The sequence below is a fragment of the Azospirillum halopraeferens DSM 3675 genome (assembly GCF_000429625.1).
Lineage (GTDB): Bacteria > Pseudomonadota > Alphaproteobacteria > Azospirillales > Azospirillaceae > Azospirillum > Azospirillum halopraeferens.
Genome location: NZ_AUCF01000038.1, coordinates 1 through 12,337 on the forward strand (window position 1 = coordinate 1; position 12,337 = coordinate 12,337).

Genomic DNA, 12,337 nt, shown 5'->3' on the forward strand with positions numbered 1-12,337 from the left:
GTGCTCTACGGCGGCATGGGCAACGACGTGCTGGCGGGCAACCGCGGCACCGACACGCTGTACGGCGGCGCGGGGGCCGACACCTTCCGCATCGAAGCACCGGGCGAAGGGGTCGACGTGATCGCCGACTTCGAGATCGGGGCGGACCGCATCGCGGTGGTCGGGCCCAATTTCGGCAACATCGCGACGGGCGTCCTGTCGGCGCAGCACTTCGCGCTGGACAACCCGCTGTCCGCCAACGCCACCTTCGTGTTCAACACGGCGACCGGCGTGCTGTCCTTCGACGCCGACGGCAGCGGGGCGGGGACGGCGGTGGCCATCGCCACCCTCAACGTCCGCACCCTCAGCCACACCGACATCACCGTGCTGGCAAGCTGAGGCCGGGTCCGGCAGCGGAAGGGGGGCGCCATCCGCTATCGGCGCCCCTCTTGCTGTTTGTCAACCCATGAAGGCCGCACATATCATGCGCATGAGCAAGGAGGATTTCATGCGCATTGCAGCCTACGACCCAGCGGCGAGGAAGCGGCCCACGAACGTGTCGCTGAACGAGGATCTGCTGGCGAAGGTTAAAGGGCGGTTTCCAGAACTCCAACGAGACCCGTAGCGCATACCCGTGGTTGATCTGGCGGCCACAATCCGCAGCGTTCCGTAAAATGCATAGCCCTTTGTCAGGCTACTTTGGCGCGAAAATTCATCAGACACTGTTGGGGTGACCGCAACCAGCCGGAACCCGTGGCATGACCGACCCGAGCCAGCAGAAGCAGCACCAGAACCGGGGAAGCGCGCAACGCGCCGCGCAGGACAAGATCGAGCGGTTGGGGCGCGTGGGAGGTCCATTCGTCGCCGCCGTCGAAGCCACGCGCATGCCGATGGTGGTCACCGACCCAACCATCGTCAACAACCCCATCATCTATGCGAATGCCGCCTTCCTGGAAATGTGCGGGTATGATCGCGAGGAGGTGCTCGGCCAGAACTACCATTTCCTCGGCGGCGAGAACACCGACCCCGAGGTGGCTCGCATGATCGACACTGCGCTCGGCGCCCGGCAGAACATCAACATCGAGGTGCAGTTCTATACCAAGGACGGCAGGGCGATCTGGGTAGCGCAACAGGTCAGCACGGTCACCGACGATCAGGACCGCGTCGTCCAGCACTTCTCCTCCTTCATCGACATCACCCACCGCAAGCAGGCCGAGGACCGTCTCCAGCGCATGACGGAGGACCTGGAGCGGCGCGTGCACGCTCGCACGAAGAAGTTGGAGGAAGCCAACGAGCGCCTGAAGGAAGAGGTCGAGCGGCGGGCTGCACTGGAGAGCGTATTGCGCGCCGCCCTGGAGGACAAACAGGAGGCGGTGCGCGAGAAGGAATTCATGATCAAGGAGGTCAACCACCGGATCAAGAACACTCTGCAAGCAGCGCAGTCGCTCCTACTGATCCAGTCCAACCAGGAAGACAGCGGCTGTGTAAAGGACGCGCTCCAGGATGCCGGTCAGCGGCTTGCCCGGCTGGCCGAGGTCCATGAACTTCTCTACCAGACCGAGGGCTACCAGACCATCGACGTGTCTAACTACCTGGAGACGCTGTGCCGCGGCCTGCTGACCTCGTTCCGCCGGGACCCGGACCAGGTCACTCTCGATGTCGATGCCGCCGAAACCGTCTGGGGGCCGGACTTGGTGCTGCCGCTGGCACTGATCGTCAACGAGGTGGTGAGCAACGCGCTCAAGTACGCCTTCCCGCAGGGGCGCCGGGGGCGCATTTGCGTCGAGTTGCGCTGCGCGCCTCAGAACATGTACCACCTGACGATCCGGGACGACGGCGTCGGCATGCCCGCCAAGCGCCGGGAGAACTCCCTGGGGCTGAAACTGGTGGACATGTTCGCCGAGCAGATCGGCGGCAGCGCGATCATCAAGAACGAGGGTGGTACGATCGTGACCGTCATCTTCCCGGCGTGATGGAGGAGCATCCAGTTGCACATCACAGAGCGGATTTTCTGAAAAGCGGCGGTATCGCTCGGGCGTGCCGTCACCTTCGCCGTCCCCCAGCGCTTCGGGATCCAACGGTTTCGCGCCGGTTTCCCCTGCATCTGACATGGGGAGGCGGGGACGGGGCCGACAGCGGTGGAACTGGTGGCGGGCCTCATTGACCAGATCGAGCGGGTCGTCACGGGAACCGGTCGGCCCCCAGCACCAACCGTCACCATCCTTGAGACGCTTCGCTTCTTCCTGCGGGAAGGCGTGCAGTGGCGGGAACGTCGGGCGTTACCGGATCGCGCCTTGGAATCAACATTGCGCCGTCGGCTGATGGACTGGAGCACAACGGCCCTCTTGCGCCGCGTCCACGCCGTGCTGATCCGCATGGTGCGCTCCGGCCCGGAAGCCGCCGAGCAGGCATGGGACGTCGTTGTGGATCGTTGCTCGGTGCGCGAAACGGGGCGGTGCCTTGACCGGGCCGAGCCCCACCGACCGCGGCAAGCCAGGAACCAAGTACCACCTGGTTGTTTCGACGGATGGGCTTCCGCTTGCGGTGTTGCCCTCGGCCGCGAACGTTCATGACATCCGGCTCTTTGAACCGCAGTTCAGATCGATGTCGTGGCATTGGCCGGGAAGGGGCATACCGATGGCAGCATCGAGACGCCGTCGGTGCCCCTCCCCGCGGTGCTCATGTCACCGGCACGCCGGCCGGCTGACCGGCGGTGGCGTCGGTGGTGACGGTCTCGGTGCCGTCACGCGCCGCCCGGGCGGCGGACTTCACGCCGTTTTCCGGCCGCCGGTCGGGCATCAGCTCGAACAGCAGCAGGGTGCGGCCGGGCACCGGGACCTCGTCGCCGGTGCGGCTGGCCGACAGCTCGACCCGGTCGGGGCCTTCGGTGTCCACCAGGCGCAGCCAGCGGCTGCCCCCCGCCACCGCCGGCAGGGTGAAGGGCACCACGTCGTGGTGGGCGTTGACGATCAGCAGCAGCGTGGCGTCGGAGGCGCGTTTCTTGATGCCGGTGGCCTGGGCGCGGCCGTCCATCAGCATGCCCAGACAGCGCGCCATGGGGTCCTGCCACTGTTCGGTCGTCTTCTCCTCGCCGGACGGGGTCAGCCAGGTGACGTCCTTGACGTCCAGTTCGGCGTTGTAGGCGCCCACCAGGAAGCGGCCGCGGCGCAGCAGCGGGTGGCTGCGGCGCAGCGCCAGCAGACGGCGCACGAAGGCGGTCAGGGCCCGGCCGTCGTCGTCGATCGCCTCCCAGTCGATCCAGGAGATCTCGTTGTCCTGGCAGTAGGCGTTGTTGTTGCCGCCCTGGCTGCGCGCGAACTCGTCGCCCGCCAGCAGCATCGGGGTTCCCTGGGAAAAAATCAGCGTTGCCAGCAGGTTGCGGATCTGGCGCAGGCGCAGCTCCCGGATCTCCGGGTCGTCGGTCGGGCCTTCGGCCCCGTGGTTCCAGGACAGGTTGTGGGCGTGGCCGTCGCGGTTGTCCTCGCCGTTGGCCTCGTTGTGCTTGTCGTTGTAGGAGACCAGGTCGGCCAGCGTGAAGCCGTCATGGGCGGTGACGAAGTTCACCGACGCCCAGGGACGGCGGCCGCGGCGGGCGAACAGGTCGGCGGACGCGGTCATGCGCGTCGCCAGCTCCGGCAGCTTGCCCTCGTCACCCTTCCAGTAGGCGCGCACGGTGTCGCGGTAGCGGTCGTTCCACTCCGCCCAGCCCGGCGGGAAGCCGCCGACCTGATAGCCGCCGGGGCCGCAGTCCCACGGCTCGGCGATCAGCTTGACGCGGGACAGCACCGGGTCCTGGCGGCAGGAGTCGAGGAATCCGCCGCCCTGGTCGAAGCCGTGCGGCTCACGCCCGAGAATGGTGGCCAAATCGAAGCGGAACCCGTCCACATGCATTTCGGTGACCCAGTAGCGCAGGCTGTCGGTCACCATCTGCAGCACCCGCGGGTGGCTGAGGTTCAGCGTGTTGCCGGTGCCGGTGTCGTTGATGTAGTAGCGGGTGTCGGGCGCCAGCCGGTAATAGCTGGCGTTGTCGATGCCCTTGAACGAGAGGGTGGGGCCCATCTCGTTGCCCTCGGCGGTGTGGTTGTAGACCACGTCGAGGATCACCTCGATGCCGGCGTCGTGGTAGCGGGCCACCATCTCCTTGAACTCCGCCGTGCCGCCCGACGCCAGGTAGCGCGGATCGGGGGCGAAGAACCCCAGCGTGTTGTAGCCCCAGTAGTTGCGCAGCCCCTTTTCCAGCAGGTAGCGGTCGTCCACGAAGGCGTGGATGGGCAGCAGCTCCACCGCGGTGACGCCCAGGGTGCGGATGTACTCCACCACCTCCGGCGCCGCCAGGCCGGCGAAGGTGCCGCGGTCGCGGGGCGGCACCGCCGGGTGCAGCATGGTGTAGCCGCGCACGTGCGTTTCATAGAGGACGGTGCGCTCCCACGGGGTGCCCGGGTGGCGATCCTGACCCCAGGTGAACGCGGGGTCGACCACCACGCATTTGGGCATGCCCGGCGCGGAATCGCGGCGGTCGAACGAGAGGTCGGCGCGGTTGGAGCCGACCCGGTAGCCGAAATGGGCGTCCGACCAGCGCAGCGGCCCCATCAGGTGCTTGGCGTAGGGGTCCAGCAGCAGCTTGTTGGGGTTGAAGCGGTGGCCCGCCCGCGGCTCGTACGGGCCGTGGACGCGATAGCCGTAGACCGTGCCGGGACGGGCGTCGGGCAGATAGCCGTGCCACACCTCGTCGGTGTATTCCGGCAGCTCGATCCGCTCCAGCTCCCGCCGGCCCTCGGGATCGAACAGGCACAGCTCCACCTTGGTGGCGTTGGCCGAGAACAGGGCGAAGTTGACCCCCAGACCGTCCCATGTGGCGCCCAGGGGGTAGGGGAGTCCTTCACGCACACGCGAACGGCGCAGAACGCGGGGGGCGCTGGGTGTTTTGCTCACGGAGGGGCCTCGGCGCTGGGAAAATGATGGATGGCGCCCTGCAACAACGGGTGAACGTCACCTTCGATCCGCAAGGCGTGCGCAAATACCACGCCTGTCCATTGGAAGAATGTCACTTATGATCTTGGTTATAGACGTCAAGACAGGTCGCAACCAAAGTTACCGCATGTTAACATCCGCGCCGTCGAAAAAGGATGAATACAACCCGATAGATCCCTGATCGGACAAGGGTTCCGGGTTCGCCCGTGCCACCGCAGCCCGACCGCAGCAGCCCGACCGCCCCACCGCCATGCTCCGTTCCCTGGCCCCCGCCCTGATCCCGCTGCTCGCCCCCCGCACGGCGCTGCTCGCCATCGTGGTGACGGTCTGTGCGCTGGGGGCGGGGTCGTGGGGGGCGGTGACGCTGCTCGACCACCGCGACACGCTGGCCCGCGCCGGTGCCGAGACCGGCCGGGCTGCGGCGGCGGTGGCCGGGCAGGCGCTGGGGGTGCTGGAGCCGCGCGCGGCCCGGGTCGACGCGCTGGCGCAGCGCCTGGCGGAGCACCCGGACGAGGCGGCGGACGGCGCCGCCGTGGCTGCCGTGGCGGGGGCGGACACCGCTGGCGCCCTGGCGGTGGTCGATGCGGCGGGGCGGTCCCTGGCCGGCCCGCCCGTGGCGATCACCGCGGGCGACGCGTACCGGCCGGCGCGCGGAGCCGGGCCGGCGGTGCTGACGGTGGAGGTCGGCGGGGTTGCGTCGCTGGCGCTGGCCCGCCGCATCGCCGGGCCCGACGGCGAACCCGACCGGTTCGTGCTGGGGCCGGTGCCGCGGCCGGACCTGGCGGCGGTGCTGGACGCCGCGCGAGGCGACGCCGCCCTGTACCATCCCGACGGGCGGCGGCTGATCGGCGACGGGCCGGAGCGGTGGGCGCCCGACGACGGCGCGCGGCTGTGGTCGCGCCGGCCGGTGGACGGACTGCCCCTGTTCGCCGGCGTGTCGGTGGCGCGCGCCGCCGTGCTCGCCCCCTGGTGGAGCCGGCTGGAGCGGGGGGCGGCGGTGGTCAGCCTCAGCCTGGCGGCGCTGCTGGGCGTTGCGGCCGTCGGCTGGCGCAGCTTGCACCGCGAGGAGACGGCCATGCGCGCCCTGGCCGAGGCCAACACCCGGCTGGAGCGCCGGGTGGAGGAGCGCACGGCCGACCTCAGCGCGCTGAACCGCAAGCTGATCGCGGCGCTGGCCGACAAGGAGCGGGCCAACCAGGCCAAGGCGCGCTTCCTGTCGGCGGCCAACCACGACCTGCGCCAGCCCTTCCAGGCGCTGCGCCTGTTCCACCACCTGTTGAGCGAACGGCTGGCCGACCCGCGCGACCGCGCCATCGCCGATAAGATGGGCACCGCACTGGACAGCGGCGAGGCGCTGCTGCACGCGCTGCTGGAGGTGGCGACGCTGGACGCCGGCGTGGTCAAGCCGACCATCGACGCGGTGTCCATGGACGACGTCCTGAAGGGCGTCGCCGCCGAGTTCGCCCCCGCCGCCGCTGCCAAGGGGCTGGAGCTGCGGGTGCTGCCCTGTGCCGCGACCGTGCGCAGCGACCCGGTGCTGCTGGCGCGCATGCTGCGCGACCTGGTGGGCAACGCCGTCGCCTACACCGCCGGTGGCGGTGTGCTGGTGGGCTGCCGCCGGCGCGGCCAGTGGCTGCGGGTTGAGGTGTGGGACACCGGCGCCGGCATCCCGCCGGAGCATCTGGACAGCATCTTCGAGGACTTCGTCCAGCTCGCCAACCCCGAGCGCGACCGCACCCGCGGCCTGGGGCTGGGGCTGGCCAAGGTGCGGCGCAAGGCGGCGCTGCTGGGCCATACGGTGGACGTGCGCTCGCGGCCCGGCCGCGGCTCGGTCTTCTCGATCACCGTGCCGATGGCGGCACCGGAGCCGGCGGCCGCCCCCTCCGCCGCCCGCGGCGGGACCGGCGAGCCGCGGCCGGCGGCCCGGCGCATCCTGGTGGTGGAGGACGATCCCGTCCAGCGCGCGGGCATGCAGCTTCTGCTGGAAAGCTGGGGTCATCGGGTGACCGCCGCCGCCGACGGCGGCGCCGCCCTGGCGGCGGTGCGCGCCGGCGGCATCCCCGACGCGATCGTCACCGACTTCCGCCTGCCCGGCGACCTCACGGGGGTGCAGGTGGTGACCCGCATCGCCGCCCTGGCCGACCGCCCGGTGCCCGGCATCATCCTGACCGGCGACACCGCCCCCGAACGCATCCGCGAGGCGGTGGCCACCGGCTGCCGCCTGCTGCACAAGCCCTTCTCCCCCGACCGTCTGCACGATGCCCTCCAGGCCCTTGCCGCCACCGACCCCGGCGGCGGCACGGGCGGCGCCACCGCCGCCCGCCGCACGGCGCAGCACGCCGCGGCGTGAGCACGGGGGCGGGGCGGATGGTGCGATTATCGGTTCGTTAACCCAGCCGCCGCCACCATCGGGGAGCATCGGAGCCCGCCCCCATGACCCAGTCCCGCTCCCTGACCCGCCTTGATCAGGCGCAGCTCGACGCCGTGGTGCGGCGGCACGAGATGTTCCGCAACGCCCGCATGGGGGGAGCGCGGGCGATCCTGTCGTTCTGCGATCTGTCGGGGCTGGACCTGTCGGGGCGCGACCTGGCGCACGCCGATCTGGTGGGGGCGTCGCTGAAGGGGACGAACCTGTCCGGCGCCCGGCTGGATTGCGCCGCCATGTTCGCCTGCGACCTCCGCCAGGCCAACCTGGAAGGGGCCAGCCTGATCAAGAGCGACCTGCGCGGCGCCTGCCTGCGCGGCGCCATCCTGGTGGGGGCCAACCTGTTCGAGGCGGACCTGCGCGACGGCTCCCTGGCCGAGAAGGACCGGGACGGCAGCCTGCGCGTGGTGCATGTGGACGCCGCCCGCCCGGCGGAGGCGTCGGGGGCCGACCTGTCGGGGGCCAACCTGACCAACGCCCGCCTGTCGGGCGCCATGGCCATCCACACCGACTTCACCGACGCGGTGATGAAGGGGTGCAAGCTGGTGCGCGCCACCATGCGCGGCGCCAACTTCTCCGGCTCCAACCTGGAGGGGGCGGACCTCTCCGGCGCCGATCTGCGCGGTGCCTGCCTGCGCGGCGCGGTGCTGACGGGGGCGGCCATGACCATGACCGACCTGACCGACGCGGAGATGGACGACACCCTCACCGACGCCCCGGTCGGCCGCGTCATCGCCGAGCTGGGGCGGTCCCTGGAGGAGTTGCTGCACGACCACATCCAGTGGGTGGGCACCGGCGGCGCCCGCGGCACGGCGCTCGACCTGACGGAGTTCGACCTGCGCCACGCCCCGTCGCTGGCCCATGCCTGCCTGACCATGCTGCGCGCCCCGCGCGCCACCTTCTACGGGCTGGACCTCACCGACGTGCAGCTCCAGGCGGCCAACCTGGACGGCGCCGACCTGCGCGTCTCCCGCCTCACCGGGGCCGACCTGCGCGGCACCAGTCTGAAGGGCGCGCGGATGAACAACGCCGACCTGCGCGGCGCCAACCTGCGCCCGCTGGTGTTCGACGAGAAGCGCTCCATGCGGGCCGATCTGTCGGGCGCGAAGCTGCGCTACGCCGACTTCCGCGGCGCCTGCCTGCGCGCCGTGATCCTGGCCGGTGCCGACCTCTCCTACGCCGATCTGCGGGATTGCGACCTCGCCGGCGCCGACCTCAGCCACGCCCGGCTGTTCGGCGCGAAGCTGGAGCGCCGGGCACTGGCCGGCGTCACCCTCGACGGGGTGGCGGGCCTGAAGATGTGAGCATGTGCGGCGACGCTTTTGATCCACATCACGGTGCGGCCGCCCGCCGCCCCCTAAGGTCGTAGGACCGGACCGCCCGCGGTCCCCCGCCTCACCGTCCTTCCGACCCACCGGATTCCCATGGCGATCAGACCCGACCTGTTGCAGGACCTCGCCGCGCGTCGCGAGAAGGCCGCCGCTTCGGCGAGCGAGGAGAAGATCGCGCAGCGTCACGCCAGGGGGCAGTTGACGGCGCGCGAGCGGCTCGACCTGCTGTTCCAGCCCGGCACCTTCCAGGAATTCGGCCGCCACGTGCAGCACGCCACCCGCCATTTCGGCATGGAGGGCAAGGAGCTGCCGGGCGACGGCGTGGTCGCCGGCAGCGGATTCGTTGACGGCCGGCCGATCGCCGCCTTCTCGCAGGACTTCCTGGTGGCCGGCGGGTCCCTGGGGCGCATGCACGCCCAGAAGATCTGCGACGTCATGGATCTGGCCGGCCGCGCCGGCATGCCGCTGGTGGGTTTCAACGACAGCGGTGGCGCCCGCATCCAGGAAGGGGTGGAGAGCCTGTCGGGCTACGGCCAGGTCTTCAACCGCAACGTCCTGCTGTCGGGCGTCGTGCCGCAGGTGGCGGTGATCTGCGGCACCTGCGCCGGCGGTGCCGCCTACAGCCCGGCGCTGATGGACTTCATCGTCATGACCCGGCGCGGCGCCAGCATGTTCATCTGCGGGCCGCAGGTGATCAAGGCGGCCACCGGCCAGGACACGACCATGGACGAAATCGGCAGCGCCGAGGCGCACGCCGCCATCTCCGGCAACATCCATTTCGTGGCCGAGGACGACGCCCACGCCGCGGCGCTGGTGCGCGAGCTGCTGTCCTACCTGCCGTCCAACAACATGCAGGATCCGCCGCACCGCCTCGATCCCGAGCTGACGCTGGCCGACGACCCCGCCATTGAGGACCTGATCCCCGAGGCCGGCAACGCCGCCTTCGACGTCCACAAGGTGATCGCCCGGCTGCTGGACGACGGGCGCTTCCTGGAGGTGCAGGCGGCGTTCGCCCCCAACATCGTCGTCGGCTTCGGGCGCATCGACGGCATGGTCGTCGGCATCATCGCCAACCAGCCCAACGTCAAGGCCGGCGCGCTGGACATCGACGCGGCCGACAAGGCGGCGCGCTTCATCCGCGTGTGCAACGTCTTCTCCGTCCCCCTGCTGACGCTGGTGGACGTGCCGGGCTTCCTGCCCGGCGTGTTCCAGGAACGGCACGGCATCATCCGCCACGGCGCCAAGATGCTGTTCGCCTACGGCTCCGCCACCGTGCCGAAGATCACCGTCATCATGCGCAAGGCGTACGGCGGCGCCTTCCTCGCCATGTGCTCGCGCGACATGGGGGCCGACCTGGTGCTCGCCTGGCCGACCGCGGAGATCGCCGTCATGGGCGCCGAAGGGGCCGTCAACATCCTCTATAGGCAGGAGCTGGAGGCGGCCGACGACCGCGCCGCCCGCGCCGCCGAGCTGGCCCGCGCCTACCGGCAGGAGTTCGCCTCCCCCTACCTGTCGGCCGGCAAGCTGTTCGTCCACGACGTGATAGAGCCCCGGCGCACCCGCGCCGCCGTGTCGCTGGCCCTGCGCACGCTGCTGTCCAAGCGCGAGAGCCGGCCCCCGAAGAAGCACGGCAACATCCCGCTGTAGGCGCCGCCATGGAGCACCTGGTCTTCATCCTGACGGGCTTCGGCACCGTCCTGGCCGTCCTGGCGCTGCTGGCCGGCTTCCTGGCGCTGGTCGGCCGCGTCTTCGCCGCCCGCCCGGCCGCGGCTCCGGCCCCGGCCGCGCCGCCCCCGGCCCCGGCGGCCGAACCGGCGGTGCCCGCCCACCATCTGGCCGCCATCGCCGCCGCCGTCGCCGTCATGACCGACGGTCGCGGGCGCGTGGTGCGCGTGCGCGCCGCCGCCCACCGGTCCGACGCCTGGGCCCGCCACGGCCGCGCCGAACATTTCGCCGGCCACCGGGTGCGCTGGGGCTGGACCACCAAGACCCACAAGGACCCGCTATGAGACGCTTCCGCATCACGGTCGAGGGCACCCCGTACGAGGTGACGGTGGAGGAGCTGGACGCTCCCGCCCGGTCCGACGTCGCCGCCGCGGTTTCCGCTCCCGTCGCTCCGCCGCCGGCTCCGGCGCGCGCCCCCGCTCCCGCCCCCGCGGCGGCCGGGGCCGCTCCCGCCGGGCCCGGCGCCGTGGTCAGCCCGCTGGCCGGCACCATCATCGCCGTCGCCGCCAAGGCGGGCGACCGGGTGGAGGCCGGGCAGAGCCTGCTGACGCTGGAGGCCATGAAGATGCAGACCTCCGTGGTGGCGCCGCGCGCCGGCACGGTGGCCGCCGTCGCCGTGGCCGCCGGGGCGACGGTGCAGGAGGGGCAGGTCCTCCTGACCATCAACTGAACACGCAACGGCGGGCGCGCGCCGAATGGCGCGCCGCCCGCATGGCGTAAGAACCCGGCGGTCCGGCCCCTTCGGACCGCGGATGAGAGGTGCCGTCGTGGAAGCCTTGTCCGAGATGTGGTCCCTGACGGCGCTGCCGCACCTGACCATCCAGATGGTCATCATGTGGGGTGTGGTCGCCGGCCTGTTCTATCTGGCGATCCGGCACAATTTCGAGCCGCTGCTGCTGGTGCCCATCGCCTTCGGCGCGCTGCTGGCCAACCTGCCGACCGAGGGGCTGATCAACCCGCCGGCGGGGGAGACGCCGGGCGGGCTCTACCATTACATCTCCCAGGGCATCCACCTGGAGCTGTTCCCGCCGCTGATCTTCCTCGGCGTCGGCGCGCTGACCGACTTCGGGCCGCTGATCGCCAACCCGCGCACGCTGCTGCTGGGGGCGGCGGCGCAGTTCGGGGTGTTCGCCACCTTCCTCGGCGCCGTCGCCATCGGCTTCACGCCCGAGCAGGCATCGGCCATCGGCATCATCGGCGGGGCGGACGGCCCCACCTCGATCTTCCTGGCCAACAAGCTGGCGCCGGAGCTGCTGGCCCCCATCGCGGTGGCCGCCTATTCCTACATGGCGCTGGTGCCGCTGATCCAGCCGCCGATCATGCGCGCCCTGACCACGCCGGAGGAGCGGCGCATCCGCATGCGCTCCCTGCGCACCGTGTCGCGGCTGGAGAAGGTGATCTTCGCCCTGTCCGTGACGGTGTGCTGCATCCTGCTGGTCCCCGCCGCGTCGGCGCTGATCGGCATGCTGATGCTGGGCAACCTGCTGCGCGAATGCGGCGTGACCGAACGGCTGTCCAAGGCGGCGCAGAACGAGATCATCAACATCGTCACCATCTTCCTCGGCACCAGCGTCGGCATCACCATGACCGGGGAGCGGTTCCTCAACCCCGAGACCCTGGCGATCATGGCGCTGGGCATCGTCGCCTTCGGCGTGTCCACCGCGTCGGGCGTGCTGATGGCCAAGGGGATGAACCTGGTGACCCGCGACAAGATCAACCCGCTGATCGGCGCCGCCGGCGTGTCCGCCGTACCCATGGCCGCCCGCGTCGCCCAGGTGGAAGGGCAGCGCGCCGATCCCGCCAATTTCCTGCTGATGCACGCCATGGGTCCCAACGTCGCCGGCGTCATTGGCACGGCCGTCGTGGCGGGCTACTTTATCGCCATGCTGACGTGACGCTGGCCCGG

The 12,337-nt window shown here is 70.8% G+C and carries 9 protein-coding genes and 1 pseudogene; 9 read left to right on the forward strand and 1 reads right to left on the reverse strand.

The genetic code is table 11. The annotated features are described in order from the left end of the window. From G472_RS39555 to G472_RS40825, 3 genes and pseudogenes are all read left to right on the forward strand, one after another. Positions 1–378 (forward strand): annotated as a pseudogene (locus G472_RS39555) (calcium-binding protein); the annotation flags it as partial. Positions 379–737: 359 nt separating this feature from the next. Beyond that, positions 738–1,952, forward strand: coding sequence for a PAS domain-containing sensor histidine kinase (locus tag G472_RS0122955; RefSeq protein ID WP_084536860.1), 1,215 nt, complete (start codon positions 738–740; stop codon positions 1,950–1,952). Between the two features lie 165 nt (positions 1,953–2,117). After that, on the forward strand, positions 2,118–2,552 hold the full coding sequence (locus tag G472_RS40825) for a transposase (RefSeq protein ID WP_156927227.1): 435 nt from the start codon (positions 2,118–2,120) through the stop codon (positions 2,550–2,552). Positions 2,553–2,658: 106 nt separating this feature from the next. Here G472_RS40825 and glgX read toward each other — a convergent pair whose 3' ends face one another. Beyond that, the gene (glgX, locus tag G472_RS35115; RefSeq protein WP_084536861.1) at positions 2,659–4,911 is read right to left on the reverse strand and encodes a glycogen debranching protein GlgX; all 2,253 of its coding nucleotides are present in this window, start codon (positions 4,909–4,911) and stop codon (positions 2,659–2,661) included. A gap of 289 nt (positions 4,912–5,200) precedes the next feature. On the opposite strand from glgX, the gene G472_RS35120 reads away from it, so the two are divergent. The 6 genes from G472_RS35120 to G472_RS0122990 all read left to right on the forward strand — a co-directional run bounded on the left by G472_RS35120 (position 5,201) and on the right by G472_RS0122990 (position 12,326). Further along, on the forward strand, positions 5,201–7,300 hold the full coding sequence (locus tag G472_RS35120; protein WP_084536862.1) for a hybrid sensor histidine kinase/response regulator: 2,100 nt from the start codon (positions 5,201–5,203) through the stop codon (positions 7,298–7,300). Positions 7,301–7,383: 83 nt separating this feature from the next. Further along, positions 7,384–8,679 (forward strand): pentapeptide repeat-containing protein, encoded by a 1,296-nt coding sequence (locus tag G472_RS0122970; RefSeq protein ID WP_029010247.1) that lies wholly within the window; start codon positions 7,384–7,386, stop codon positions 8,677–8,679. A 120-nt stretch (positions 8,680–8,799) separates the two neighbouring features. Then, on the forward strand, positions 8,800–10,353 hold the full coding sequence (locus G472_RS0122975) for an acyl-CoA carboxylase subunit beta (protein WP_029010248.1): 1,554 nt from the start codon (positions 8,800–8,802) through the stop codon (positions 10,351–10,353). Positions 10,354–10,361: 8 nt separating this feature from the next. Further along, a complete protein-coding gene (locus G472_RS0122980; RefSeq protein WP_035693498.1) occupies positions 10,362–10,715 on the forward strand; it encodes an OadG family transporter subunit in 354 nt (117 codons plus the stop codon). Continuing rightward, positions 10,712–11,101, forward strand: coding sequence for a biotin/lipoyl-containing protein (locus G472_RS0122985; protein WP_029010250.1), 390 nt, complete (start codon positions 10,712–10,714; stop codon positions 11,099–11,101). The genes G472_RS0122980 and G472_RS0122985 overlap by 4 nt, the downstream gene beginning before the upstream one ends. A 97-nt stretch (positions 11,102–11,198) precedes the next feature. Beyond that, a complete protein-coding gene (locus G472_RS0122990) occupies positions 11,199–12,326 on the forward strand; it encodes a sodium ion-translocating decarboxylase subunit beta (RefSeq protein WP_029010251.1) in 1,128 nt (375 codons plus the stop codon). The last annotated feature ends 11 nt before the right edge of the window (positions 12,327–12,337 follow it).

Excerpts from the sequence above, each read along its gene's own strand:
- G472_RS0122955 (WP_084536860.1), top strand. The coding sequence starts at position 738 with ATGACCGACCCGAGCCAGCAGAAGCAGCACCAGAACCGGGGAAGCGCG.
- G472_RS35120 (WP_084536862.1), top strand. The coding sequence starts at position 5,201 with ATGCTCCGTTCCCTGGCCCCCGCCCTGATCCCGCTGCTCGCCCCCCGC.
- G472_RS0122970 (WP_029010247.1), top strand. The coding sequence starts at position 7,384 with ATGACCCAGTCCCGCTCCCTGACCCGCCTTGATCAGGCGCAGCTCGAC.
- G472_RS0122975 (WP_029010248.1), top strand. The coding sequence starts at position 8,800 with ATGGCGATCAGACCCGACCTGTTGCAGGACCTCGCCGCGCGTCGCGAG.
- G472_RS0122980 (WP_035693498.1), top strand. The coding sequence starts at position 10,362 with ATGGAGCACCTGGTCTTCATCCTGACGGGCTTCGGCACCGTCCTGGCC.
- G472_RS0122985 (WP_029010250.1), top strand. The coding sequence starts at position 10,712 with ATGAGACGCTTCCGCATCACGGTCGAGGGCACCCCGTACGAGGTGACG.